This window comes from Nonomuraea sp. NPDC004702, assembly GCF_053601695.1.
Genome location: NZ_JBSGCE010000001.1, coordinates 265,529 through 289,022 on the forward strand (window position 1 = coordinate 265,529; position 23,494 = coordinate 289,022).

26 protein-coding genes and 2 tRNA genes are annotated in these 23,494 nt (G+C 72.0%); 8 read left to right on the forward strand and 20 right to left on the reverse strand.

The window, feature by feature from the left end:
- Positions 1–56: 56 nt before the first annotated feature.
- Entirely contained in the window at positions 57–1,211 is a 1,155-nt protein-coding gene (locus ACWEJ6_RS01280; protein WP_452420477.1) for an MFS transporter, read from the forward strand.
- Here ACWEJ6_RS01280 and mutM read toward each other — a convergent pair.
- The 8 genes from mutM to ACWEJ6_RS01320 form a co-directional block, all read right to left on the reverse strand.
- Positions 1,159–2,004, reverse strand: a complete 846-nt coding sequence (mutM, locus tag ACWEJ6_RS01285) for a bifunctional DNA-formamidopyrimidine glycosylase/DNA-(apurinic or apyrimidinic site) lyase (RefSeq protein WP_357973056.1) — start codon at positions 2,002–2,004, stop codon at positions 1,159–1,161. The two genes, ACWEJ6_RS01280 and mutM, sit on opposite strands and share 53 nt — an antisense overlap.
- Positions 2,005–2,112: 108 nt before the next feature.
- Positions 2,113–2,832, reverse strand: a complete 720-nt coding sequence (gene rnc, locus ACWEJ6_RS01290) for a ribonuclease III (RefSeq protein WP_352324836.1) — start codon at positions 2,830–2,832, stop codon at positions 2,113–2,115.
- A 255-nt stretch (positions 2,833–3,087) separates the two neighbouring features.
- Positions 3,088–3,267: a 50S ribosomal protein L32 gene (gene rpmF, locus ACWEJ6_RS01295; protein WP_033409409.1), complete on the reverse strand. Its 180-nt coding sequence runs from the start codon at positions 3,265–3,267 to the stop codon at positions 3,088–3,090.
- Position 3,268: 1 nt separating this feature from the next.
- Complete coding sequence (locus ACWEJ6_RS01300) at positions 3,269–3,838, reverse strand: YceD family protein (RefSeq protein ID WP_387670994.1); 570 nt, start codon at positions 3,836–3,838, stop codon at positions 3,269–3,271.
- Positions 3,839–3,892: 54 nt separating this feature from the next.
- The gene (gene coaD / locus ACWEJ6_RS01305; RefSeq protein WP_352324821.1) at positions 3,893–4,369 is read right to left on the reverse strand and encodes a pantetheine-phosphate adenylyltransferase; all 477 of its coding nucleotides are present in this window, start codon (positions 4,367–4,369) and stop codon (positions 3,893–3,895) included.
- Between the two features lie 14 nt (positions 4,370–4,383).
- Positions 4,384–4,950 carry a 16S rRNA (guanine(966)-N(2))-methyltransferase RsmD gene (rsmD, locus tag ACWEJ6_RS01310; protein ID WP_452420480.1) on the reverse strand — a complete coding sequence of 189 codons (567 nt, stop codon included), beginning with the start codon at positions 4,948–4,950 and terminating at the stop codon, positions 4,384–4,386.
- A gap of 396 nt (positions 4,951–5,346) precedes the next feature.
- Positions 5,347–7,527 (reverse strand): ATP-dependent DNA helicase RecG, encoded by a 2,181-nt coding sequence (gene recG, locus ACWEJ6_RS01315; protein ID WP_452420481.1) that lies wholly within the window; start codon positions 7,525–7,527, stop codon positions 5,347–5,349.
- 112 nt (positions 7,528–7,639) lie between these two features.
- A complete protein-coding gene (locus ACWEJ6_RS01320) occupies positions 7,640–9,184 on the reverse strand; it encodes a DAK2 domain-containing protein (RefSeq protein ID WP_397164627.1) in 1,545 nt (514 codons plus the stop codon).
- Positions 9,185–9,383: 199 nt separating this feature from the next.
- On the opposite strand from ACWEJ6_RS01320, the gene rpmB reads away from it, so the two are divergent.
- A complete protein-coding gene (rpmB, locus tag ACWEJ6_RS01325) occupies positions 9,384–9,569 on the forward strand; it encodes a 50S ribosomal protein L28 (protein ID WP_043618345.1) in 186 nt (61 codons plus the stop codon).
- Between the two features lie 100 nt (positions 9,570–9,669).
- On the opposite strand, the gene thiD is transcribed toward rpmB, so the two are convergent.
- The 3 genes from thiD to ACWEJ6_RS01340 all read right to left on the reverse strand — a co-directional run bounded on the left by thiD (position 9,670) and on the right by ACWEJ6_RS01340 (position 13,391).
- Positions 9,670–10,467 carry a bifunctional hydroxymethylpyrimidine kinase/phosphomethylpyrimidine kinase gene (gene thiD, locus ACWEJ6_RS01330; RefSeq protein WP_364330366.1) on the reverse strand — a complete coding sequence of 266 codons (798 nt, stop codon included), beginning with the start codon at positions 10,465–10,467 and terminating at the stop codon, positions 9,670–9,672.
- 30 nt (positions 10,468–10,497) lie between these two features.
- Complete coding sequence (locus tag ACWEJ6_RS01335) at positions 10,498–12,297, reverse strand: hypothetical protein (protein ID WP_452420484.1); 1,800 nt, start codon at positions 12,295–12,297, stop codon at positions 10,498–10,500.
- Positions 12,298–12,422: 125 nt separating this feature from the next.
- Complete coding sequence (locus ACWEJ6_RS01340; RefSeq protein WP_358288518.1) at positions 12,423–13,391, reverse strand: thiamine-phosphate kinase; 969 nt, start codon at positions 13,389–13,391, stop codon at positions 12,423–12,425.
- Between the two features lie 47 nt (positions 13,392–13,438).
- Here ACWEJ6_RS01340 and ACWEJ6_RS01345 point away from each other — a divergent pair, with 47 nt between their 5' ends.
- Both ACWEJ6_RS01345 and ACWEJ6_RS01350 read left to right on the forward strand, forming a co-directional pair.
- Positions 13,439–13,672 (forward strand): Lrp/AsnC family transcriptional regulator, encoded by a 234-nt coding sequence (locus tag ACWEJ6_RS01345; RefSeq protein ID WP_125637145.1) that lies wholly within the window; start codon positions 13,439–13,441, stop codon positions 13,670–13,672.
- 21 nt (positions 13,673–13,693) lie between these two features.
- Complete coding sequence (locus tag ACWEJ6_RS01350) at positions 13,694–14,128, forward strand: DUF3515 domain-containing protein (RefSeq protein ID WP_452420486.1); 435 nt, start codon at positions 13,694–13,696, stop codon at positions 14,126–14,128.
- On the opposite strand, the gene ACWEJ6_RS01355 is transcribed toward ACWEJ6_RS01350, so the two are convergent.
- The 3 genes from ACWEJ6_RS01355 to ACWEJ6_RS01365 form a co-directional block, all read right to left on the reverse strand.
- Positions 14,111–15,205, reverse strand: coding sequence for a D-alanine--D-alanine ligase family protein (locus ACWEJ6_RS01355; RefSeq protein ID WP_452420488.1), 1,095 nt, complete (start codon positions 15,203–15,205; stop codon positions 14,111–14,113). The two genes, ACWEJ6_RS01350 and ACWEJ6_RS01355, sit on opposite strands and share 18 nt — an antisense overlap.
- A gap of 62 nt (positions 15,206–15,267) precedes the next feature.
- Positions 15,268–16,278, reverse strand: coding sequence for an NAD(P)H-dependent glycerol-3-phosphate dehydrogenase (locus ACWEJ6_RS01360; RefSeq protein ID WP_352352158.1), 1,011 nt, complete (start codon positions 16,276–16,278; stop codon positions 15,268–15,270).
- A 4-nt stretch (positions 16,279–16,282) separates the two neighbouring features.
- Positions 16,283–16,993: a lysophospholipid acyltransferase family protein gene (locus ACWEJ6_RS01365; protein ID WP_387671007.1), complete on the reverse strand. Its 711-nt coding sequence runs from the start codon at positions 16,991–16,993 to the stop codon at positions 16,283–16,285.
- A gap of 80 nt (positions 16,994–17,073) precedes the next feature.
- On the opposite strand from ACWEJ6_RS01365, the gene cofC reads away from it, so the two are divergent.
- Positions 17,074–17,709 (forward strand): 2-phospho-L-lactate guanylyltransferase, encoded by a 636-nt coding sequence (gene cofC, locus ACWEJ6_RS01370; RefSeq protein WP_452420491.1) that lies wholly within the window; start codon positions 17,074–17,076, stop codon positions 17,707–17,709.
- 53 nt (positions 17,710–17,762) lie between these two features.
- On the forward strand, positions 17,763–17,972 hold the full coding sequence (locus ACWEJ6_RS01375; RefSeq protein WP_352324833.1) for a hypothetical protein: 210 nt from the start codon (positions 17,763–17,765) through the stop codon (positions 17,970–17,972).
- A 66-nt stretch (positions 17,973–18,038) separates the two neighbouring features.
- Here ACWEJ6_RS01375 and ACWEJ6_RS01380 read toward each other — a convergent pair whose 3' ends face one another.
- From ACWEJ6_RS01380 to leuC, 4 genes are all read right to left on the reverse strand, one after another.
- Positions 18,039–18,338 carry an HU family DNA-binding protein gene (locus ACWEJ6_RS01380; RefSeq protein ID WP_352352161.1) on the reverse strand — a complete coding sequence of 100 codons (300 nt, stop codon included), beginning with the start codon at positions 18,336–18,338 and terminating at the stop codon, positions 18,039–18,041.
- Positions 18,339–18,437: 99 nt separating this feature from the next.
- Complete coding sequence (locus tag ACWEJ6_RS01385; protein WP_352352162.1) at positions 18,438–18,665, reverse strand: SCO5555 family protein; 228 nt, start codon at positions 18,663–18,665, stop codon at positions 18,438–18,440.
- Complete coding sequence (gene leuD, locus ACWEJ6_RS01390; protein WP_358288536.1) at positions 18,644–19,231, reverse strand: 3-isopropylmalate dehydratase small subunit; 588 nt, start codon at positions 19,229–19,231, stop codon at positions 18,644–18,646. Before leuD ends, ACWEJ6_RS01385 begins: the two co-directional genes overlap by 22 nt.
- Before the next feature lie 15 nt (positions 19,232–19,246).
- Positions 19,247–20,632 (reverse strand): 3-isopropylmalate dehydratase large subunit, encoded by a 1,386-nt coding sequence (gene leuC / locus ACWEJ6_RS01395; protein WP_352319072.1) that lies wholly within the window; start codon positions 20,630–20,632, stop codon positions 19,247–19,249.
- Between the two features lie 63 nt (positions 20,633–20,695).
- On the opposite strand from leuC, the gene ACWEJ6_RS01400 reads away from it, so the two are divergent.
- Positions 20,696–21,412 carry an IclR family transcriptional regulator gene (locus tag ACWEJ6_RS01400; protein WP_352319070.1) on the forward strand — a complete coding sequence of 239 codons (717 nt, stop codon included), beginning with the start codon at positions 20,696–20,698 and terminating at the stop codon, positions 21,410–21,412.
- 58 nt (positions 21,413–21,470) lie between these two features.
- Positions 21,471–23,183 (forward strand): hypothetical protein, encoded by a 1,713-nt coding sequence (locus ACWEJ6_RS01405; protein ID WP_452420495.1) that lies wholly within the window; start codon positions 21,471–21,473, stop codon positions 23,181–23,183.
- Positions 23,184–23,318: 135 nt separating this feature from the next.
- Here ACWEJ6_RS01405 and ACWEJ6_RS01410 read toward each other — a convergent pair.
- Positions 23,319–23,391, reverse strand: a tRNA-Glu gene (locus ACWEJ6_RS01410).
- 19 nt (positions 23,392–23,410) lie between these two features.
- Positions 23,411–23,486: transfer RNA gene (locus ACWEJ6_RS01415), tRNA-Glu, on the reverse strand.
- Positions 23,487–23,494: the final 8 nt, after the last annotated feature.

The following is a 23,494-nucleotide window of genomic DNA, read 5'->3' on the forward strand; positions in this document are numbered from 1 at the left end:
CAAGGCTTCGAGCTTCGTCATTGTTCCGTCCCCGGCCGATGAGGAGGCTGAACGGCATGACGACTCTTGAGACCTCCACTGTCGCGCGGGCCCGCTGGCTCGCCGTCCTCGCGGTCGCGGTGGGCACCTTCACCATCGTGACCAGCGAGATGTTGCCCGTCGGCCTGTTGACCTCGATCGCCGCCGGCTTGGGCGTGTCCGACGGCACCGCCGGGCTGATGGTGTCGCTGCCGGGGCTGGTCGCGGCCGTCTCGGCCCCCGTGCTGGCCCTGGCCACCCGGCGGCTGGACCGGCGCGTCCCCTTGCTCGGCCTGATGGCGTTGCTCGCGGTGGCCAACCTGGCGGCGGCGTTCGCGACGAGCTTCCCCGTCATGCTGGGCGCGCGGGTGCTGACCGGGATCAGCATCGGCGGGTTCTGGGCCTTCGCGGCCGGGCTGGGCCTGCGGCTGGTGCCCGAGCGCTCGGTGGGCAGGGCCACGTCGGTGATCCTCGGCGGCGTGTCGGTGGCCTCGGTGCTCGGCGTGCCGGCGGGCACGCTCATCGCCTCGGCGGCAGGGTGGCGCACGTCGTTCGCGGTCATGGGCGGGCTGGCGCTGGTGCTGCTCGGGCTGCTGGCCGCCGTGCTGCCGCCGATGCCGGGCGAGGACGCCTCGGGCGGCTCCCGCGCGCCGCTGCCGGGGGCGCTGCGGGTCGTGCTGGCGGCGACCGTGCTGATCATCACCGGGCACTTCGCGGCCTACACCTACGTCCGGCCGTTCCTGGAGCAGGTCGCGGACGCCGGTCCCGGCCTGGTCAGCGTCGCCCTGCTGGTGTACGGCGCGGCCGGCGTCGTCGGCAACTTCGTCGCGGGCGCCAGGGCGGCCCGCGACCCCAAGCCGGTGCTGATCGTCCTGGCCCTGCTCATCGCCGCCTCCACGGCGGCGCTGGCGCTGGTCGGGCTGCCCCTGGTCATGCTCGTCGTGTGGGGCCTCGGTTACGGCGGCGTCGGCGTGGCGCTGCAGCTGTGGATCATGCGGTCGGGCGGGGGCGAGCTGGGCACCGCGCTGTTCGTGGGGGCGTTCAACGTCTCGATCGCGCTCGGCTCGTTCGTCGGCGGCCGGGTGGTGGACGGCGTGTCGATCTCGTCGGTGATGTGGCTGGGCGCCGCGCTGGCGCTGCTCACCGCGGCTTTCGCTGGCATTTGGGGCAGGAGTACGACGACCGGTTCATGAACGCCTCGCGCCTGATGGGCGTGCCGCAGCGCGAGCACGGCAGGTCGCGGCGGCCGTAGACCTCCAGCGACCGGTCGAAGTAGCCGCTCTCGCCGTTGACGTTGACGTAGAGGCTGTCGAAGGAGGTGCCGCCCTGCTGGAGGGCGGCGCCCATCACCGTGCGCACGCCGGCCAGCAGCTCGGCGACCTTCGGACGGGTCAGCGTCTCGGTGGGACGGGCCCAGTGGAGCCGGGCGATCCACAACGCCTCGTCGGCGTAGATGTTGCCGACGCCGCTGATCAGCGACTGGTCCAGCAGCGCCCGCTTGATCTCGGTGCGCCTGGCCCTGAGCCGGCGGGTGAACTCCGCCTCGTCGAACGACGCCTCGAACGGGTCGGGCGCGATGTGCGCGATCGGCGCGGGCACGCCGCCGACGAGCGGGGTCAGCATGACGTGGCCGAACGTGCGCTGGTCGACGAAGCGCAGGTCGGGGCCGCCGTCCTCGAAGCGGAGGCGGACGCGCAGGTGCTTCTCGGGCGGCGTCTGCGGATCGACGACGAGCAGCTGACCGCTCATGCCCAGATGGGCCAGCAGGGCCTCCTCGCCGCCCGACAGGGGCAGCCACAGGTATTTGCCGCGGCGCTCGGCCGACAACACCGTACGGCCCTTCAGGCGGGCGGTGAACTCGTCGGCCCCGGGGACGTGCCGCCGGATCGCGCGCGGGTGGAGCACCTCCGCGGCGGCGATCTCGCGGCCGACGACCCATTGCGCCAGGCCGCGCCTGACGACCTCGACCTCTGGCAGCTCAGGCACCGTGCACCAACCGTCCTCTCGACTTCCCCGGCCGCAGGGCATGCCGCGACGGGGACGGATCCGCAGTCACAACGCCGGACGCGGGCCGGGGCTTCCCGTGCGCCGGGGTCAGCTGGCGGGCTGGCTCTCGCGCTGCTCGCGGCGGGCCCGGATGCGCGTCCAGGCCGCCTCGGCCGCCTGCTGCTCGGCCTCCTTCTTGCTGCGCCCGCTGCCCGAGCCGTAGGACTCGCCGCCCACGCGCACCATGGCCGTGAACGACTTGGCGTGGTCGGGGCCGCTCTCCTCGACGTGGTACTCGGGCACGCCGAGCGCCTCGGAGGCGGTGAGCTCCTGCAGGGACGTCTTCCAGTCGAGCCCCGCACCCAGCGACGCCGAGCGCACGATCAGCGGGTCGAACAGCAGGTGGACGACCCGGAACGCCTCGTCGAGGCCCTTGTCCACGTAGATCGCGCCGATCAGCGCCTCCAGCGTGTCGGCCAGGATCGAGGACTTGTCGCGCCCGCCGGTGCCCTCCTCGCCCCTGCCGAGCCGCAGGAACCGGCCCAGGCCCAGGTTGCGGGCGACGTCGGCCAGCGCGCGCATGTTCACCACGGCGGCGCGCAGCTTGGCGAGCTGCCCCTCGGGCAGGTCGGGGTGGTTGCGGTAGAGGGTGTCGGTGACCACGAGACCCAGCACCGAGTCGCCGAGGAACTCCAGGCGCTCGTTGGTGGGCAGGCCGCCGTTCTCGTACGCGTAGGAGCGGTGCGTCAGCGCCCGCTCGAGGATGTCGGGGTCGAGGCCGACGACCAGGACCCGCTGCAGCTCTTCCCTGGCGACCTCCACGGCCACCGGCTTAGGACCTGCGCCCACGTGTTTCCTCCTCGGACATCTTCACAAGGCGGCCGCGGAAGATGCCCGAAAACGTGGTGGGCGTCGGGGTAACGGGTAGCCCCGGCGTCCACCACGGCCGCGGGCGAACCGCCGCCGTACGCATCTACAGACGTTAACGCCGACCGAGGCACAATGGCACCCGGTCGGCATCACGTCAACTGCTGACGGTGAAACCCGCTCCGAACACGACGGGCGGGCCTGCTGTCAGTGTGATCAGGCGGACGGCTCGATGACCTGACGACGGTTGTAGGTGCCGCAGGTGGGGCACGCGATGTGCGGCTGCTTGGGCGAACGGCACTGCGGGCAGCTCACCAGGGCGACAGCAGTCGTCTTCCACTGGGAGCGACGGGCGCGGGTGTTGCTCCGCGACATCTTTCGCTTCGGGACGGCCACGTCACTTCTCCTGATCGTTATCGTTCTCGGAAACCAGACCTTGCAACGACGCCCAGCGGGCATCGATCTTCTCGTGCCGGTGATCGTCGCCGGCCTCGGCCAGCTTGATCCCGCACTCCGTGCAGAGCCCCTCGCAGTCCTCGCGGCACACGGGGCTCAGCGGCAGTGCGAGCACCACCGCGTCACGGAACGTCGGCTCGAGGTCGAGCAGCTCTCCGTCGAGCAGCGAGTCGTCCTCCGAGGCGTCCTCGTCGGAGTAGAAGAACAGCTCCTGCAGATCGACCTCGATGTCCGAGGTGATCGGGTCAAGGCACCGCGCGCACTCCCCGGCGAGCGGGGCGTGCGCCGTGCCCGAGACGAGCACGCCTTCCATCACTGCTTCGAGCCGGAGGTCCAGCTCGACTTCGGCGTCTTTGGGGACACCGATCATGTCGACGCCGAGGTTAGCCGGTGCCGGAAGGGACAGGGTCATCTGCCGCATCGTGCCCGGTCGCTTCCCCAGATCATGAGTGGAGAGCACCCAAGGGGAGCGGGGGTCGAGGTGCTGAGTCATCCTGCTCTCGCTAGGCATGGCGAAGACGCTCGCCGTCGTACAAGGCCGAAATGAAAGGATACCAGGTCGCGGTCAGCCCCTGAGACGCTCGATGAGCAGCTTGTGCACCAGGTCAGGGACCAGGCCGGACACGTCGCCACCATACCGCGCGATCTCCTTGACCCGGCTGGAGGACAGGAAGGAGTACTCGGGATTGGTGGGCATGAAGAGCGTCTCGACGCCCGACAGACGGTAGTTGAGCTGGGCCATCTGCAGCTCGTAGTCGAAGTCGCTGACGACCCTGATGCCCTTGACGATGGCGGGGATGTCGTTGTGCTTGCAGAAGTCCACCAGCAGGCCATGGAACTTCTGCACCTTGACGTTGGGGTACTCCTTCGTCACGGTCTGAAGGATCTCGATCCGTTCGTCGACCGTGAACAGGCTGCTCTTCTCGATGTTGATGAGGACCGCCACGACCACCTCGTCGTACAGGCGGGCCGACCGGCCGATGATGTCGAGGTGGCCATTGGTGATGGGGTCGAACGACCCCGGGCAGACAACGCGGCGCAAGACGCCTCCCAGGTCTACGGGTTCCCGGCGGCGCGACCGTACCAAACGGATGCTTCGCCGTATCTACGGACCCTCTCCTCAACATATCCTTCCGGCCATATCAAGGACTTTCCCCTCGTTTCCCGCTCGAATGCCACCAGCCCCTCGTCCATCAGCCAGCCGTTGTCGCGCAGCAGCTCCAGGACCCGCGTGACCTCGCCGTCGCCCAGCGCGTACGGCGGATCGGCGAAGACGATGTCGTACGGCTCCTCCGGCGGTCTGGCCAGGACCCGCTCGACCTTGTCGGCCACCAGCTCGGCGCCTTCCAGGCCGAGCGACCGGATGTTGGCCCTGATCGTCCGGATCGCCTTGGCGTCGGACTCGACGAGCAGCGCGTGGGCCGCGCCCCTGGACAGCGACTCCAGGCCCACGGCGCCCGAACCGGCGTACAGGTCGAGCACGCGGGCCTCGCGCAGGCCGTACAGGGAGTCGAGGGTCAAGAAGATGCCTTCCCTGGCCCTGTCGCTGGTCGGCCTCGTGCCCCGCCCCGGCGGCACGGCCAACCGCCGCCCACCCGCGCTCCCCGCGATGATCCGAGTCATAAGGCCCATTGTTCCGCATGTTCGCCCAGGTCAAGAGTGGACAAGTGTCGGCCTCGACTGCGCAAGGGTGATTCACATCGGCCGGATCGGCCCGCATGATGAGTCTGCGGCCTTCAAGGTGACCCACATGAAGGCCGACCGGCGTGATCGTGAGCCCTTCCGCACGCCGGTTCCCTCGGCACCTGACCCGAGGGTGGGCCCAGCCGGGGACGGCATTCGGGGGGAGGCCGTCCCCGCGGCTGGGCCTTTGACTTCTTCTTTTTTTACGGCTTCGCGTGGTCTTCCCACTCGCCTTACTTCGGCTGATGGCCCTCCATGTAACGGCCTCTGACCCTTCACCGGCTCGCCGCCGTTACGCGAGCCTTCGTTGACCGGCTCCGTGGTTCTCCTGGGCCTTCACGTCTTCTCCAGGTACTCCGCCTTCTCGTCCTCCAGGAGGCGGGCGATCTCGGCGCGCAGGCCCTCGTGGGCCGCCAGGTCCGGATCGGCCGCCAGCAGGGCCGCCGCCTCGTCCCTCGCCGCGCTGATGACGTCCTCGTCGCGCAGCAGTTGCAGGAGCTTCAGCGAGCTGCGCTTGCCCGACTGGGCCGCCCCCAGGACGTCGCCCTCGCGGCGCTGCTCCAGGTCGACGCGGGACAGCTCGAAGCCGTCGAGCGTGGCGGCCACCGCGTCGAGGCGGGCGCGGGCCGGGGTGCCCTCGGGGAAGTCGGAGACCAGCAGGCACAGGCCGGGCAGGCCGCCCCGGCCCACCCGCCCGCGCAGCTGGTGGAGCTGGGAGACGCCGAAGCGGTCGGCGTCCATGATGATCATCACCGAGGAGTTGGGCACGTCGACGCCCACCTCGATGACGGTGGTGGCGATCAGCACGTCGAGCTCGCCCTTGGTGAAGGAGCGCATGATCGCGTCCTTCTCCTCCGGCGGGAGCTTGCCGTGCAGGGTGCCGACCCGCAGGTCCTGGAACGGGCCCTGGGTGAGCAGCTCGGCGACCTCCAGCACGGCCAGCGGCGGACGGCGGTCGTCGTCGCCCCCCGCCGCCGCCAGGTCGCCCTCGTCGCCCTCCAGGTCGCCGATCCGCGGGCACACGATGTACGCCTGCCTGCCCAGCTCCACCTCCTCGCGCACCCGCTGCCAGGTGCGTTCGAGATAGTGGGGCTTCTCGGCGGCCGGCACGACGTGCGTGGTGATGGGCGCGCGCCCCGACGGGAGCTGCGACAGCGTCGAGACCTCAAGGTCGCCGAAGACCGTCATGGCGACCGTGCGCGGGATCGGGGTCGCGGTCATCACCAGCACGTGCGGACGGCCCCCGCCCGCCTTCTCGCGCAACGCGTCACGCTGCTCCACGCCGAAGCGGTGCTGCTCGTCGACCACGACCAGCCCCAGGTCGGCGAACTGCACGTGCTCCTGGAGCAGGGCGTGCGTGCCGACCACGATGCCCGCCGTGCCCGAGGCCGCGTCGAGCAGCGCCGCACGCCGCGCCGCCGCGCCCATCGAGCCCGTCAGCAGCGTGACCGCCGTGCCGCCGAACATGCCGCCCTGGGCCAGCTCGCCCAGCATGTTCGTGATCGAGCGGTGGTGCTGCTGGGCCAGCACCTCCGTCGGGGCCAGCAGCGCGGCCTGGCCGCCCGCGTCGACCACCTGGAGCATCGCGCGCAGTGCCACGACCGTCTTGCCCGCGCCCACCTCGCCCTGCAGCAGCCGGTGCATCGGGTGCTCCAGCGCCAGGTCGGCCGCGATCTCCTCGCCCACCTGCGCCTGCCCCTCGGTGAGCGAGAACGGCAGCCGCCCGTCGAAGTCGGCCAGCATGCCGTCGGAACGCCTCGGACGCGGCCTGGCCGGCCACGCCGTGGCCGCCTGGCGGCGCTGGAGCAGCACCGCCTGCAGCACGAACGCCTCGTCGAACTTCAGCCGCTTGCGCGCCCGGCCCACGTCGGCGAGGTCCTTCGGCCGGTGGATGGCCACCAGCGCCTCGGCGAGCGGCTGGAGGCCGTGCCTGGCCCGCAGGTCGGCGGGCAGCGGGTCGTCGAGCGGGCCCAGCGTGTCGAGCACCACGCCGACCGCCCGGCGGATCGCCCACGGCGTGACGTCCTTGCCCGCCGGGTAGATCGGCACCGGCGCGGACGCGAACTCCTCGGCGCTCGCCTCGGCCTCCTCCTCGAACAGCTCGAACTCGGGGTGCGAGAGCTGCCAGCGCGGCTTGGAGCGCGCCCCGAACAGCCCCACCTTGCCGGCGAACATGCCGCGCCGCCCCGGCTTGAGCCGCGACTCGGCCACGTGCGAGCCCTTGCCGAAGAACGCCAGGTAGATGCGGTTGCCGTTGCCGTCGACGACCTCGGCCTCCAGCCACGTGCCGCCGCGGTTGCGCATGGGCTTGCGCATCAGCCTGGTCACCTCGCCGACCACGGTGACGTGCTCGTCGACCTCCAGCGCGTCGAGCGAGGTCAGCTCGCCGCGCTCGGCGTAGCGGCGCGGGTAGTGGCGCAGCAGGTCGCCGACCGTCTCCAGGCCGAGCACGCTGTGCAGCAGCTTGGCGGTCTTCGGGTCGAGCGCTTTGGTCAGGGGCTCGTCGAAACGGCTCACGGGATCCAGTTCTACCGCCTGCGGCCGACAGGAATCCCGCACCGGGCCCGGGAGTCGCCCGTGGAAGGGCCGCGCCGGGCCTGGGAGTCGCTCGCGGAAGGGGTGCGCGCCGCTACTCGACGCCGATCAGCAGCGGGTAGCCGCCCTGCTCGCCGTCGTAGACGACCAGGTCGACGTCCGGCCGCGTGCGCCGCAGGTGGTCCTCCAGCCGGACGGCCAGCCGTTCGGGCAGGTCGGAGCCCGTGACCAGGGTCACCAGCTCGCCGCCGCCGGCCACCATCCGGTCGATGATCAGCCTCGCCACGCGCTCCAGGTCGCCGCCGATCACCGCCACGTCCCCGTCGATCAGGCCGAGCACGTCGCCCGGCCGGCACACGCCCGCGCTGGTGAACGCCTCCCTGTCCGCCACCGCCAGATGTCCGTACCTGGTGTGGCCGGCGGCGTCCGTCATGGCCACCACGTCGTCGTCGAACCGGCGCAGCGGGTCGTGCACGGCCAGCGCCGACAACCCCTGCACGGTCGCCCTGGTCGGCAGGACGCTGACGGCCACGCCGTCCTCGCGGGCGATCTCCGCCGCCGCGACGGCGACCGCGAGGACGCCCTCGTCGTTCGGCAGCACGGCCACCTCGGCGCCCGCCTGCCTGATCGCGGCCAGCAGCTCCGGCAGCGCGGGCCGGGTGCCGGGCGCCCGGCGCACCACGACCGCGCCGCTCTCCTCGAACAGCGCCGCGATCCCGTCGCCGGCCGCCACCGCCACCACGCCCCTGCCCGCCCTGCCCCGGTGCGTGCGCTCGGCCAGGTACGTGATCCTGACCCGGTGCGGACGTCCGGCCCGCAGCCCCGCCTCCACGGCCGCCCCCGCGTCGGCCACGTGCACGTGCACGTTCCACAGGCCCTCGCCGCCCACCACGACCAGCGACTCGCCCATGGCGTCGAGCTCGTCGCGCAGCGCGGCCACCGCGCGCTCGTCGGCGTCCAGCAGGTACATCACCTCGTAGCCGGCGCCCACCTCGGTCATCGGCGTGACCCGACCGGTCGGCGCCGGCACGTCGTAGTGGTCGCTGTAGGAGTCGGTGAGCACGGCGGCCAGGGTCTCCAGCACGATCGCCGCCCCCGCGCCGCCCGCGTCCACGACCCCGCTGCGGGCCAGCACGTCGAGCTGCCCCGGCGTGCGGCGCACCGCGGCCCGCGCCTCCCGCGCCGCCTGCCGGGCCACCTCGCCCGCGTCGCCGTCGGCGTCCCGGGCGGCCCGGGCGGCCGACTCCAGCACGGTCAGCACCGTGCCCTCGACCGGCCTGGCCACGGCCTCCCTGGCGAGCGTGGCCGCCCTGACCAGGCCGGCGCGCAGGTCGGAGCCGTCCTTGAGCACCTCGGCCAGCCCGCGCAGCGCCTGGCTGACGATGACCCCCGAGTTGCCGTGCGCCCCGACCAGCGCCCCGTAGGCGAGCGTCTGCCACACCACGGCCGCGTCGACGTCGTCGGGCAGGGACTCGACGGCCTCGGCCGCCGACAGCATGGTCAGGTGCAGGTTCGTGCCGGTGTCGCCGTCAGCCACGGGGAACACGTTGAGCGCGTCGATCTCCGGTCTCGCCCGGCCGAGGGCGTCGGCGGCCAGGCGGGCCCAGCGGCGCACCGCGGGCGGGTCGAGGGCCTTCATCTGCGCTCCTTCGACCTCCCCGCATGCGCTACCTTGTTGGAGGAGAATATCCCCGCACCGGCCACCGTCCAGTGCTCTGGTTCGCGCCCAATGGTGTGGATCAGATATTCTCGTCTGGCTGGCCGGTTGTCCCGGCATGCCCTCCGCCCGGAAAGCATCAGCGGACAGGGCTACATCGACTGTTATAAGGAGCGATACCGTGGCTTCCGTCTGCGATGTCTGCCGCAAGGGGCCGACCTTCGGCAACAACGTGTCCCACTCGCACCGCCGTACCCGTCGTCGTTGGAACCCCAACATCCAGACGGTCCGCGCGGTCGTCGGCGGCACGCCGAAGAAGCTGAACGTGTGCACCTCGTGCATCAAGGCGGGCAAGGTCACCCGCTAGTTCTCGTCTTTCGCGAAGCCCGCCGCTCCTGATCACTGGAGCGGCGGGCTTTCGTCGTGCCCGCACCCTGGCCCGCCCCGCCATGGGACGGGCTCAAGGGTCAGCGCCAGCGCCAGGCATGGTCCACCGGGCCGATGCCGGAGCCCAGGGGGAAGCCGCGGGCGATCGCGCCCGTCACGTACTCCTTGGCCCTCCCCACCGCCGTCGGGACGTCGTCGCCGAGCGCGAGCCGGGACGCCAGGGCCGAGGCCAGGGTGCAGCCCGTGCCGTGGGTGTGCCGGTTGTCGAGGCGTTCGGCGGCGAAGCGGTGCTCGGTCGTGCCGTCGGTCAGGAGGTCGACGGGGGCGCCGGGCAGATGGCCGCCCTTGATGAGGGCCCAGGACGGCCCCAGCGCGAGCACGGCGTCGGCGGCCCTGCGCAGGTCTCCCTCGTCCTCGACCTTGACGGAGGTGAGCTGCTCCACCTCCCACAGGTTCGGCGTCACGACCGTGGCCACGGGCAACAGGCGCGTCCTGAGCGTGTCGACGGCCTCGGGGGCGAGCAGGGAGTCGCCGTGCTTGGACACCCCGACGGGATCGACCACCACCGGCGCGTCATAGGCCCCCAGCACCTCGGCCACCGTCTCCACCAGCACCGGCGAGGCCAGCATGCCGGTCTTGACGGCCTGCGCCCCGATGTCGCCCAGCACGGAGTCGAGCTGCGCGCGCACGGCCTCGGGCGGCAGCTCCCAGTAGCCCTGGACGCCCAGCGAGTTCTGGGCCGTGACGGCGGCGATCACGCTCATGCCGTGCACGCCCATCGCCATCATGGTCTTCAGGTCGGCCTGGATGCCCGCGCCGCCTCCGGAATCGGAGCCCGCGACGGTCAGCACACGTGGAGGGGTCGTCATGAACCCCATCCAACCACTCGACCGGCACCAAGCAGGCACTCAGCCGATCGCGCACTCCCCGCCGACCAGCCCGCACGCGCCCGGCTCCTGCGCCTTCCCCGTCGCCGAGTACGTGACGCTCACCGAGTCCCCGGCGGCCAGCGAGCCCGACAGGTCGATGATCAGCAGGTCGCCGTCCTGGGTCCAGGAGCCGCCGTTCACGTCCATGACGCGGCCCTCGACCGGGAGAGAGAAGGTGGCGTTCGCCAGCGGGGCCGGCGACTGGTTGGTGACGCGCAGCGTGGCCGAGTACGAGGTGAGCCGCTGCTTGACCGTCTGCCGCACGTTGACCGAGCCGCCGCTGCCGCCGTACCCGGACGTGGAGGTGGTCGCGGGCGCGGGGCTGCTGCCCACCGTGGGGACGACGCCGGTGTCGGAGTTGCCCAGGGGCGTGCCGTCGTCGGTCGGGGCCTCGGAGATCGTCTCCTCGGCCGGCGGCTCCGGCTCCCGCGTCGGCTTGGCCGAGGCCTTCGTCCGCGTCCTGGTGGGCGTGGGGGTGGGGGCCGTGCTGCGGCGCGGGGCGCGGTTGCCGACCGTGGGGGCGGTGGTCGTCGGGGCGTCGGAGGGCGTGCTCGTCTCCTCGTCCTCCGTCGGCTCCTCGGAGGGCTCTTCCTCCTCCGTGCCGGGGTCGGAGACCGCGGCGGTGGAGGGGCTGGTGCTGGTGTGGACGGCGGCGCAGCTCGCGTCCGCGCACTTGCCGGGGTCGTCCGAGGAGCTCATGAGCTTCACCCCGGCGACCGTGCCGCCGAGCACGACGGCCACGGCGGCGACCGACAGCAGCGCCATGCGGCCCCTGCCCTTGCCGCTGCCGCCGCCGGCAGGCGGGTTCAGACCGTCGTCGTCGCCACCGCCGCCGCCCCTGGGCGACTTGCGCCGGCCGCCGCGGCGACGGCCACGGGACTCGGACTCGTCCAGGTCGTCGAGGTCCTGGTCGGAGGACCAGCCCGAACGCAGGAAGCCGGTCTCGGCCTCCGCCCAGGCGGGCGTGTGCGCGGCGGTCGGCTCCCCGGCCACCTTCACGTCACCGGGCTCCGGCGGCCTGGCATGGAAAGCGGTGTCGGCTCCGGCGGGCACGTCGAACCTGGCCGTGCTTCCGGGCTCCGGCACGTCGAACCTGGCGGTGCCACCGGGTCCAGGCATGTCGAACCTGGCCGTGCCGCCCGGCTCCTGGGCGTCGAAGGGGCCGGTGTTCCCGCCCGGCCTGTCGAAGGGGCCGGTGTTGCCGCCCTGCCTGTCGAAGGGGCCGGTGTTCCCGCGCTGCCTGTCGAACGGGCCGCTGTCAGGGCCCTGGGCGTCGAACGGGCCGGTGTTCCGCCGGGGGGCGTCGAAGGGGCCCGGGGTGCGGCCGGAGGCGTCGAAGCTCGGCGGCGGCCCGAAGGCGGACGTGGCGTCGGGCTGGGAAGAGGGGCCGACGGCGTCCCAGTCGGCCGGGCGGGCGAACGCGCCCGTCACCTCGAACGGCCCGGCCCCGTTCGGCTCGGGGTAGGGGGAGCCGGAGAACTGGGGGCCGTTCGGCGGCGGAAAGGGGCCGGAGGGGGCGTCGGACGGCGGGAACCCTGGGGCGGCGTCGGCGGGCACGGCGAAGGCGCCCGTGGTCTCGAACGGCTCGGGCTGCCTGCCGCTGCGCTGCGGCGGGCCGTCCTCGCGGCGCGGCATCGGGGCCCACTGGCCCGTCACCTCGACCTGGTCCGGCAACGCCGGCCAGCCCGGCGCCTCGGCCGGGTCGTCGGGACCCCAGAAAGCGCTGCCGTTCCCCCGTTCATCCCCATCGTCGGATCCACCGGTGCCGTGGCGGCCCATGGCTGCCCTTTCTCGCGGTTACAGTGGCCGCCAATCTTCATAACACCTTTACTACGTCCTTGTCACAACAATCCCGCTAGTCCTACCCTAAATCCGGAAAATTTCACGTAAATCGGGACAAGTCATCACCGAAAGTGATCCCAGCCACCCTGTCCCACCTGGCGGCCGTGCACCAGGACGCCCTCCCCCTCGACCACCCGGCCCACGACCTGCCACGACGGCGGCAGCCGTACGTCAGGAGGGAAGACCGCGGCGAGCGCGTGATCCTCACCACCCGTGAGCACCCATTCGAGCGGATCCTGCCCCAGCTCCTCGGCCGCCGCCGCCACCGGCTCCCCCACGGCGAACGACCCGGGATCGAGCTCGACGCGTACGCCGCTGGCCGCGGCCACGTGCCCGAGGTCCTGCACCAGGCCGTCGCTGACGTCGAGCATGGCGCTCGCGCCCAGCGCGGCCGCCCGCGGCCCCTCCTCGTACGGCGGGCAGGGCCGCCGGTGGGCGGTCACCGCCTCCGCCAGCACGCCGGAACCCGCGGCGACCCCCGCGGCCAGCAGCGCCAGCCCCGCGGCGGCGTACCCCAGCCGCCCGGCCACGGCCACCACGTGCCCCGGCCGCGCCCCGGACCGCGTCACCGGCGCCCGCCCGCGCAGGTCGCCCAGCGCGGTCACCCCGATGACCACCAGGTCCGACCGGGTGATGTCGCCGCCGACCACGCTCGCGCCGACCACCGCGCACTCCTCGCGGAACCCGTCGGTCAGGGCATCGAGCCAGGCCACCGGCAGCTCGGCGGGGATGCCGAGCCCGACCACGATGGACGTCGGGACGGCCCCCATGGCGGCGATGTCGGCCAGGTTCTGGGCTGCGGCCTTGCGGCCCACGTCGCGCCCGCCGGACCAGTCGAGCCGGAAGTGCCTGCGCTCGACCAGCAGATCGGTCGAGACGACCACCCGCCCGTCGGGCGCGGCGACCATGGCGGCGTCGTCACCCGGGCCGAGCATGACCCCCTCTCCCTGGGGCAGGCGTCCGGCAATACGATTGACGACACCGAACTCGCCGAGATCTCCGACTGTGATGACGCACCTCCTGACGCACACAGGGTACGGTGGCCCTTCGGCGTGATCCAATCGCCCGGGAGGACGTGATGGTGCAGGCCTACATCCTTATTCAGACCGAGGTCGGCAAGGCCGCCGCCGTTGCCGAGGAGATCTCCGGAATTCCGGGGGTCACCCAGGCGGAAGACGTGACGGGGCCCTACGACGTGATCGTCCGCGCTGAGGCGCGCAACGTCGACGAGCTCGGCAAGCTGGTCGTGGCGCAGATTCAGGCGGTGGAGGGGATCACGCGTACTCTTACGTGTCCGATCGTTCATATCTGACGCATTCGAGGTCTGGGTTCCATGCGCGCCGCCGCCGTTCTGTTCCTTCTTCTGGCACTCGCCGGCTGCGGTGGCGTGGTACAGGTCGATCCGCCCAAGCCTTCGGGGGAGGCTGCGGCGGCCTGTGACAGGCTCGCGTCCCTGCTGCCCAGGACGCTCGACGGCGCCGAGCGCGGCACGTCGGAGCCGGCCTCGCCGTACGTGGCGGTCTGGGGGGAGGCGTCCATCGCGGTGCGCTGCGGCGTGCCGCGGCCTGCCCGGATGGCGCCGACCGACCAGCTCCGGGAGATCGACGGGGTGGGCTGGTTCGCCGATCCGGACAAGCCCACCCTGTTCACCGCGGTGGCCGCGCCCACGTACGTGGAGGTCACGGTCGGCGGCGACCACGCGGCGCCCGACGTGCTGGCCGAGCTGTCGGGGCCGATCGGGCGGGCCGTCTCAACGCAGGCCGGGTGAGCGCGACAGCGCGAGCTGGATCAGCCGGTCGACCAGCTGCGGGTACGACAGCCCCGAGGCCGCCCAGAGCTGCGGCGCGACCGACAACGAGGTGAACCCGGGCATCGTGTTGATCTCGTTGAAGATCAGCCGGCCGTCGGGCGTGTAGAAGAAGTCGACCCTGGACAGACCCTCGCAGTCGAGCGCCTCGAAGGCCCGTACGGCCATCGCGCGCAGCTCCTCCGCGGTCTCGGCCGGGATGTCGGCGGGCACGGTGAGCGACATCTGGTCGGGGTAGTACTTGGCCTCGAAGTCGAAGAACTCCTGGCCGCCCTCGACCCTGACCTCGCCCGGGACGGACGCGGCGGCGGGCTCGTCGCCGAGCGACTCCAGCACCGCGCACTCGATCTCGCGGCCCTCGATCGCGGCCTCGATCAGCACCTTGGGGTCGTGCACCCGGGCGGACTCGACGGCCGCCTCCAGCTCGGCGCGGTCGTGGGCCTTGGAGATGCCCTGCGAGGAGCCGGCCCTGGCGGGCTTGACGAATACCGGGAAGCCGAGCTCCTCGGCCTCCTTCAGCACGCACTCGCGGTTGAGCCGCCAGTCGCGGTCGCGGACGACGACGTAACGGCCGATCGGCAGCCCGGCGGCGGCCATCACGGTCTTCATGTGGGCCTTGTCCATGCCGACGGCGCTGGCCAGCACGCCGGAGCCGACGTAGCGGACGCCGGCCATCTCCAGCAGGCCCTGGATGGTGCCGTCCTCGGCGAACGGGCCGTGCATGACGGGGAAGACGACGTCGACCGTGCCGAGCTCGACCGGGATGCTCCCGGGGTCGTAGGCCACCAGCCCGGCGCCGCCGCTGGGCAGCGCGAGCGCGGCTCCGGAGGTGTCGACCGCGGGCAGCTCCCCGGCCTCGATGGCGAACCGCTGGTCGGACGCGGCGAGCACCCACCTGCCGTCCTGGGCGATCCCGACCGGGATCACCTCGTACTTACTCCTGTCGATCACATCCAGCACGCTGCCCGCGCCCATAAGGGACACGGCATGCTCAGAATTGCGACCTCCGAAAACGACGGCGACGCGTGGCTTGCTCATGACGTCCGAATCTACCGGGGTGTCCCCCTGACAGCGAGTCGAGCGCGCGGTGGCGTCCGGATTCACAGACCGTACCGTTCGGGTTTGGGCGAGCGGGACATGAGCAGCATGCCCGCCTCCGACGGCGACATGCCGTCGTGCACGACCCCGACGACCACCTCGGTGATCGGCATCTCGACGTCGTGCTTCCTGGCCAGCTCAAGGACGGACTCGCAGGACTTCACGCCCTCGGCGGTCTGCTTGGTGGCGGCGACGACCTCGGCGAGGGTCATGCCGCGGCCCAGGTTCTCGCCGAAGGTGCGGTTGCGCGACAGCGGCGAGGTGCAGGTGGCCACCAGGTCGCCCATGCCGGCCAGCCCGGCGAAGGTGTGGGGGTCGGCGCCGAGCGCGGCGCCCAGGCGGGAGATCTCGGCCAGGCCCCTGGTGATGAGCATGGCGCTGACGTTGTCGCCCATGCCCATGCCCGCCGAGACGCCCACGGCCAGCGCGATCACGTTCTTCACCGCGCCGCCCAGCTCGACCCCGACCACGTCGGTGTTGGTGTACGGCCGGAACCACGGCGGCAGGTGGCAGGCGGCCTGGAGGCGCTCGGCGACCGACTCGTCGGTGCAGGCGACGACCGTGGCGGCGGGCTGGCGGTGGGCGATCTCCTTGGCCAGGTTGGGCCCGGACACCACCGCGACCCGCTCCTCGGGCACCTCGGCGACCTCGCGGATCACCTCGCTCATGCGCTTGGTCGTGCCCAGCTCGACGCCCTTCATGAGGCTGACCAGGACCGCGTTCGGCGGGATGTGCTCGCGCCAGGCGGTCAGGTTGGGCCGCAACATCTGCGAGGGCACGGCCAACACCACGAAGTCGGCGCCGTCGAGCGCGCGCACGGGGTCGGTGGTGGCGCGCAGCGCCTCGGGCAGCGTCACGCCGGGCAGGTAGTCGGGGTTGGCGTGGTCCTTGTCGATCGCCTCGACCAGCTCCGGCCTGCGCCCCCACAGCGTGACCTCGTTGCCCGCCTCGGCGAGGACCATGGCGAACGTGGTGCCCCACGAGCCCGTGCCGAGAACGGCTGCCTTTGTCATGCCATCACCGCCTGGCGGGATCGTAGGGAGTTTCCGGGGCCTTCTCGCCGCGCAGCTCGGTCAGCTGCTCGGTGATGGCCGCCATGATGTCGGCGGTCGCCTCGCGCAGCACACTGGCGCGCAGGGGCTGCCCCTCGTACTTGGACAGGTCGACCGGCGGGCCGACGGTGACGCGGAAGGTCTTGCGCGGGAACAGCCTGGGCCTCTTGGCGCCGTACGGGAGCAGCTCGTGGGCGCCCCAGTGGGCGATGGGGATGACCTGCGCGCCGCTCTCCAGCGCCAGCCGGGCGGCGCCGGTCTTGCCCACCATGGGCCACAGCTCGGGATCGCGGGTGCAGGTGCCCTCGGGGTAGAACAGGATGGCCGCGCCGTCGCGCAGCCGCTGGGCCGACGAGCTGAGCGACCTGGCCGCCTCGCTGCTGCCCCGCTCGACCGGGATGGCCAGCAGGCCGTTGAGCGCCCGGCCCAGGAAGGGCACCCTGAACAGCGCGGCCTTGGCCAGGATGACCGGCCAGCGGCCGTTGTTGAACAGGAAGTGCGACAGCAGAACGGGATCGCTCCAGGACAGGTGGTTGGCCGCGATGATGATGCCGCCGGTGCGCGGGAGTCGCTCGCCGTTGCGCCAGTCCTTCTTGACCAGGAGCCACGACAGCGGCTTGACCACCGCTACGGCGAATGACTCCCAGAAACGCGAAGGTCGCGTGGGGCGGCTCATGGTCTCCTCCAACCCGTACGGTGTGCGCCCCAAGTCTCCCGGTTGGCCGCGTGGGATGTCGAGGCGAGATGCTTAAGCCTATGAGCAACCGCTGGTCTCTGGTCATTCCGGTGAAGACGCTGGTCGCGGCGAAGACGCGGCTGGCGGCCGCGACGGGTCCCCACCGTACGCGGCTGGCCGTGGCCGTGGCCTGCGACACCGTGGCCGCGGCGCTGGCCTGCCCGGCGGTGGCGCGGGTGATCGTGGTGACCGCCGATCCGGCCGCGGCGGGGCCGCTGGGAGCGCTGGGCGCGGAGGTGGTGCACGACCCCGACCGCGGGCTCAACACCGCGTTGCGCACGGGCGCGGCCCACGCCGTACGCGTCGCGCCCGATGAGGCGGTGGGTGCGCTCCAGGCCGATCTGCCGGCCCTGCGACCGGCCGAGCTGGCGACGGCGCTGGCCGCGGCGGCCGGGTTCGACCAGTCGTTCGTGCCGGACGCCCAGGAGGTCGGCACGACGTTCTACGGCGTGCTGGCCGGGCGGCCGTTCACGCCGCGGTTCGGCGGCGAGTCGCGGGCCAAGCACCTGGCCGGCGGCGCGAAGGAGCTGTGCGTGCCGGGGATCGACTCGCTCCGGCGGGACGTGGACACCCCCGACGACCTGCGCGCGGCCCTCGCCCTGGGCCTGGGCCGGCACACGGCGGCGGTGGTCGCCGACCTGTGGCCGGGGGCGTGACCCTCCGGGCCGCCTCTCGCCCGCCGGACGGCGGTCGGCTTAGGCTGGACGGCGTGCAGGCGACGGTACGCAGCTTCGACGAGGTCACCCGTTCCGGCTCGGTCTTCCTCGACGACGGGACGGTGCTGGAGTTCGGCACGCGCGCCTTCGACGCGGGGCCGCTGCTGCTGCTGCGCACGGGGCAGCGGGTCAACCTGGCGACCGACGGCGGGCAGATCACCTACATCACGCTGTCGACGTTCCCGATTCCCGCGCCCGAATGACGACGCGGCCCCGGAAAAACAGCGAACGCCCGGGCGTGGGCCGCCCGGGCGTGATGTCCGCTGAGACTATTTCTTCTTGCCGATCTGCTTGCCGCCCTCGTTCACCAGGTCCTTGAATTCGGAGCCGGGACGGAACTTGGGCGCCCAGCTCTCGGCGACCTTGATCTCGGCGCCGGTCGACGGGTTCCTGGCAGTGCGGGCGGGCTTGTTCACCATCTCGAACGCGCCGAAGCCCGTGATGGAGACCTTGTCCCCGCTCGCCACGGCCTTCTGGATGGCCTCGATGACCGCGTTGACGGCCTCGGTGGCCGTCCTTTTGTCGCCCACCCGATCGGTGATGGCGTCGACGAGCTCTCGCTTGTTCATGAAAGTCCTGCTCCCCCAGTGACGGCTCGGGGTTCCAGCTCTCGAGTTCGACGTAGAAACCCCTTACGCGCTCGAAAGTAGGCGGGATCGCGGGGGAACTCAATCACCCTGCGTGTTTTCCCCCTCGCGTGGCGTGTCGAGGGCGCCCAGAAAGGCGTCGAGCCGGGCGGCCGCCCTTTCCGGATCGCGCTTGGCGAGATCGCAGATGGACAGGTAACGGCGGGCCGCCCGTTCCTTGTCGGCGGCGGGGAGCATGCGGACGCGGCGGTGCGCCTCGCGCAACCGCCGCGCCAGTTCGTCGTCTTCTAGACGGTCGTCGGCAGCCATGGCTGCCGACCATTCTCGTACGCGGCCACGTCGTCGGCGTGACGCAGGGTCAGGCCGATGTCGTCCAGGCCCTCGGTGAGGCGCCAGCGGGTGTAGTCGTCGATCTCGAACGGCACGACCTCGCCGGCCCAGCGGACCTGGCGTTCCAGCAGGTCGACGGTCACCTGCAGCGTCGGGTCGGCCTCGACGGCGGCCTGCAGGGCCTCGACCTTCTCGGCGGGCAGGACGACCGGCAGCAGCCCCATCTTGGTGGAGTTGTTGCGGAAGATGTCGCCGAACCGGGCGGCGATCACGGCGCGGAAGCCGTACTGCTGCAGGGCCCACACGGCGTGCTCGCGGGAGGAGCCGGTGCCGAAGTCGGGGCCGGAGACCAGGATCGAGCCGCCCTCGTAGGAGGGGTCGTTCAGGACGAACGTCGGGTCCTCGCGCCAGGCGGCGAACAGGCCCTTCTCGAAGCCGGTGCGGCTGACCTGCTTGAGCCAGACGGCCGGGATGATCTGGTCGGTGTCGACGTTGCTGCGGCGCAGCGGCACCGCCGTACCGGTGTGGGTGGTGAAGGCGTCCATCGGTCTGGTTCTCCCTTACAGGTCGGCGGGGGCGGTCAGGCGGCCGGTGACCGCGGTCGCGGCGGCGACCTGCGGCGACACCAGGTGGGTGCGGCCGCCCTTGCCCTGGCGGCCCTCGAAGTTGCGGTTGGAGGTGGAGGCGCTGCGCTCGCCGGGCTTGAGCGTGTCGGGGTTCATGCCGAGGCACATCGAGCAGCCGGCCTCGCGCCACTCGGCGCCGGCGGCCTTGAACACCTCGTGCAGGCCCTCCTGCTCGGCCTGGAGCTTGACCAGCATCGACCCGGGCACGATCAGCGTGCGGGTGCGGACCTGGCGGCCGCGCAGGATCTCGGCGGCCGAGCGCAGGTCCTCGATGCGGCCGTTGGTGCACGAGCCGACGAACACGGTGTCGACCTCGATCTCGCGCAGCGGCGTGCCCGCGGTCAGGCCCATGTACTCCAGCGCGCGCTCGGCGGCCGAGCGCTCGACCGGGTCGGCGAAGCTGTCGGGGCTCGGCACGGACTCGCCCAGCGGCAGGCCCTGGCCGGGGTTGGTGCCCCACGTGACGTACGGGGTCAGCGTCGAGGCGTCGATCTCCACGACCTTGTCGAACACGGCGTCGTCGTCGGTGCGCAGCGACTTCCAGTACTCGACGGCCTGGTCCCACAGCTCGCCCTCGGGGGCGTGCGGGCGGCCCTTGAGGTAGGCGAACGTGGTCTCGTCCGGGGCGATCACGCCGGCGCGGGCGCCCGCCTCGATGGACATGTTGCAGACGGTCATGCGGCCCTCCATGGAGAGCTTGCGCACGGCCTCGCCGCGGTACTCGACGATGTAGCCCTGGCCGCCGCCGGTGCCGATCTTGGCGATGATCGCCAGGATCAGGTCCTTGGCGGTGACGCCGGCGGGCAGCTCGCCCGAGACCTCGATGGCCATCGTCTTCGGCCGGTAGGCGGGCAGCGTCTGGGTGGCCAGCACGTGCTCGACCTCGGAGGTGCCGATGCCGAACGCGATGCCGCCGAAGGCGCCGTGGGTGGAGGTGTGGGAGTCGCCGCAGACGATCGTCATGCCCGGCTGGGTCAGGCCGAACTGCGGGCCGATGATGTGCACCACGCCCTGGCCGGCGTCGCCCATCGGGTGCAGCCTGATGCCGAACTCGGCGGCGTTCTTGCGCAGCGTCTCGACCTGGGCCTTGGAGACGGGGTCGGAGATCGGGCCGAGCACGGTCGGGACGTTGTGGTCCTCGGTGGCGATGGTGAGATCGGGCCTGCGCACCTTCCGGCCGGCGAGACGGAGTCCGTCGAACGCCTGCGGACTGGTCACCTCGTGAATGAGGTGCAGGTCGATGTAGAGCAGGTCGGGTTCGCCCTCCGCACGGCGGACGACGTGCTGCTCCCAGACCTTCTCGGCCAGTGTGCGGCCCATGATCTCCTCCTTGAGATTGCCTCCGACTTGCTTTCTCATATGTCGAGACGGCAGTATCGGTGTATGGACAACTCTAGCGGAGTCGGAGTACTCGACAAGGCCGTTCTTGTACTCAATGCCCTTGAAGCGGGTCCCGCTTCCCTGGCTCAGCTCGTCCAGGCCACCGGCCTGGCCCGCCCCACGGCCCACCGGCTGGCCGTCGCACTTGAGCACCACCGCATCGTGAGCCGCGACACCCAGGGCAGATTCGTGCTCGGGCCGCGGCTCGCGGAGTTGTCCACGGCGGCCGGCGAGGACCGGCTGCTCGCGGTGGCCTCGCCCGTGCTGATGCAGCTGCGCGACCTGACCGGCGAGAGCGCGCAACTCTACCGGCGCCAGGGTGACGAGCGGGTCTGCGTGGCGGCGGCCGAGCGGGCCAGCGGCCTGCGCGACACCGTCCCGGTGGGCTCGGCGCTGCCGATGACGGCCGGCTCGGCGGCCCAGATCCTGCTGGCCTGGGAGGAGCCCGACCGGCTGCACAGGGGCCTGCGCGGCGCCAAGTTCACCGCCGCCACCCTCGCCTCCGTGCGCCGCCGCGGGTGGGCCCACAGCGTCGGCGAGCGCGAGCAGGGGGTGGCCAGCGTGTCCGCCCCCATAAGGGGCAGCGGAGGCAAGGTGATCGCGTCCGTCTCGGTCTCCGGGCCCATCGAGCGGCTCACCCGTGCGCCCGGCCGGTTGCACGCCGTGCCCGTCATGGCGGCCGCCGAACGCATCACCGAGGCCATGCGCCGCACGTCATGATCGGCGAAAGCTCGTATTTCGGGGGCCGACTGCCTCGCGGGCGCACTAGCCTGAGTGCGTGACAGATCGCATCGAGGTAGCCGCCACTGAGCTGCGACCCCTGCTCGAAGAGTTCATCCTGTGGGCGCGTTCCAACGCGCCCGGAAGCGACCCCGAGCTCGTGGGGCCTGCCGCACTCTGGCACCGTCTCGCCTTCTCGCAGGACCTCGGCACGTGGAAGCGTGCCGACCTGCGCAACCTGCTGCTCGACCGCATGCCGAAGGTCGTGGAGGATCCCGACGCCGCCGCCGACGGCATGCTGCCCGCCGTCGACGCGTACCTGACGTTCCTCTCCCAGACCGGCAGGCTCGCCAAGGGCTCCGACTCCCTCGCCGACCTGCAGGCCGAGCTCGACGACGTCGAGGACGAGTTCGTCGAGCTCATGGAAGACCTGCTCGACGACGACGGCGCGGGTGACGACGAGGAGGAGACCGGCGACCTGGGCGACTTCGAGGCGTTCGCCGACGAGCTGGCCGAGCTCGACACGATCAGGCTGCGCCCCGACTCCGAGCTGGCCGCGGCCGCCCGCCGGTCCCCGCTGGTCGCCAAAGCCCGCGACCTGGCGCTGTGGGTCGGCTCCGGCCGCCGCGTCGGCGAGGACACCCTGCTCACCGACACCGAGGTGGAGGAGGCGCTGGCCGCCGTCGGCCTGCCCAGGCCCGAGACCGACGGCCCGGTCGCCGAGGCGGTCCCGCAGCTCTGGAACATCTGGAACCTCGCCGTCGACCTGGAGTTCCTCGAACCGGGCGAGGGCAACACCGTGGCCGTCCAGGACGACACCTCCGAGTGGCCGTTCGACGACGACGAGGACGTCCTCGACGCCTGGATGCTCGGCCTGCACTCGGTCGACTACGGCGACCCCGAGCTCGACGACGACGACCTGACGATGGCGCTGGCCGGCCTGACCCGGGGCCTGCTGGTCAGGCTGCTGCTGGCCGGCGGCTCGCGCGAGCGCGACGACCTGGCCCGAGAGCTGGCCGAGGCCGCCGCCGACCTCGACGAGCTGGGCGGCGACGCCTGGGAGGCGGCCGGCGACCCGCTGGCCCCCGCCATCGACTGGCTGACCGGCTACGGCATGGTCGAGGTCGAGGGCACGACCGTGCGTCTCACCCCGCTGGGCACCGAGGGCGTCGTCCACCTGGTGGACGACGCCGACATCGAGGTCGACGCCCGGCCCGCGATCGAGTCGATGAGCGCCCACGAGCTGCTGGCGCTGAGCGCCGAGCTGCCCGAGGACGAGGCCGACGCCGAGTTCGCCGCCTGGATGCGGCTCAGGGAGCCGGCCAAGGCCGCCGAGGAGCTGCTCGACGCGGCGGCCGAGGACGAGAGCGACGCCCTGATCCGGGTGCAGGCGGCCAGCGTGGTGGGCACGCTGGGCGAGGCCGCCGTCCCGGCCTGGCAGGAGGCGCTCAAGCAGCCGTCCCTGCGGCCGTACGCGGCGACGCACCTGAGCCAGCTCGGGGTCGAGGGGGCGCCCGAGCCCACCCAGGACGACACCCACTGGCTGATCCTCGACATGTGGACGATCTCGGCCGGGCTGGGGCGTTCGGAGTTCGTCAGCAGCCTGCGGGACATCGGGCCCGACATGGTCAACGGTCTTCTCGAGGTGATCTGGAAGATCCCGCACGCGCACGTCGAGGAGCTGCTTGACCTGATGTCCCAGGTCCACCCCGACAAGCAGATCGCCAAGGCGGCCCGCCGCGCCCTGTTCAAGGCCCGCTCCTCGGCCTGATCCACGACGGAACAGGGCCCCGCGCGATCCGCGCGGGGCCCTGTTCCGTCTTCGAGCGTCCCTTGGGTTTTCGAGCGTCCCCGGGAAAACGAAAAACGCCCCGGTGCTTGACGCGCCGGAGCGTTTGGGTGAACGTAGTCCCGACCGGATTCGAACCGGCGCTACCGCCTTGAGAGGGCGGCGTCCTGGGCCACTAGACGACGGGACCTTCGCACAGCTTGTGATCGTGGTAGTCCCGACCGGATTCGAACCGGCGCTACCGCCTTGAGAGGGCGGCGTCCTGGGCCACTAGACGACGGGACCTTGTCCAC

Bases quoted from the DNA above. Each gene is read 5' to 3' on its own strand.
- ACWEJ6_RS01320 (WP_397164627.1), bottom strand. From the start codon at position 9,184: ATGAAGGCCCTCGACCCGCCCGCGGTGCGCCGCTGGGCCCGCCTGGCC.
- leuD (WP_358288536.1), bottom strand. From the start codon at position 19,231: ATGGACGCCTTCACCACCCACACCGGTACGGCGGTGCCGCTGCGCCGC.
- ACWEJ6_RS01335 (WP_452420484.1), bottom strand. From the start codon at position 12,297: ATGGGCCGCCACGGCACCGGTGGATCCGACGATGGGGATGAACGGGGG.
- ACWEJ6_RS01385 (WP_352352162.1), bottom strand. From the start codon at position 18,665: ATGGCTGCCGACGACCGTCTAGAAGACGACGAACTGGCGCGGCGGTTG.
- ACWEJ6_RS01380 (WP_352352161.1), bottom strand. From the start codon at position 18,338: ATGAACAAGCGAGAGCTCGTCGACGCCATCACCGATCGGGTGGGCGAC.
- cofC (WP_452420491.1), top strand. From the start codon at position 17,074: ATGAGCAACCGCTGGTCTCTGGTCATTCCGGTGAAGACGCTGGTCGCG.
- ACWEJ6_RS01350 (WP_452420486.1), top strand. From the start codon at position 13,694: ATGCGCGCCGCCGCCGTTCTGTTCCTTCTTCTGGCACTCGCCGGCTGC.
- rsmD (WP_452420480.1), bottom strand. From the start codon at position 4,950: ATGACTCGGATCATCGCGGGGAGCGCGGGTGGGCGGCGGTTGGCCGTG.
- thiD (WP_364330366.1), bottom strand. From the start codon at position 10,467: ATGGGGTTCATGACGACCCCTCCACGTGTGCTGACCGTCGCGGGCTCC.
- ACWEJ6_RS01355 (WP_452420488.1), bottom strand. From the start codon at position 15,205: ATGAGCAAGCCACGCGTCGCCGTCGTTTTCGGAGGTCGCAATTCTGAG.
- leuC (WP_352319072.1), bottom strand. From the start codon at position 20,632: ATGGGCCGCACACTGGCCGAGAAGGTCTGGGAGCAGCACGTCGTCCGC.
- ACWEJ6_RS01280 (WP_452420477.1), top strand. From the start codon at position 57: ATGACGACTCTTGAGACCTCCACTGTCGCGCGGGCCCGCTGGCTCGCC.
- ACWEJ6_RS01360 (WP_352352158.1), bottom strand. From the start codon at position 16,278: ATGACAAAGGCAGCCGTTCTCGGCACGGGCTCGTGGGGCACCACGTTC.
- ACWEJ6_RS01400 (WP_352319070.1), top strand. From the start codon at position 20,696: ATGGACAACTCTAGCGGAGTCGGAGTACTCGACAAGGCCGTTCTTGTA.
- ACWEJ6_RS01365 (WP_387671007.1), bottom strand. From the start codon at position 16,993: ATGAGCCGCCCCACGCGACCTTCGCGTTTCTGGGAGTCATTCGCCGTA.
- ACWEJ6_RS01300 (WP_387670994.1), bottom strand. From the start codon at position 3,838: ATGCCTAGCGAGAGCAGGATGACTCAGCACCTCGACCCCCGCTCCCCT.
- ACWEJ6_RS01345 (WP_125637145.1), top strand. From the start codon at position 13,439: ATGGTGCAGGCCTACATCCTTATTCAGACCGAGGTCGGCAAGGCCGCC.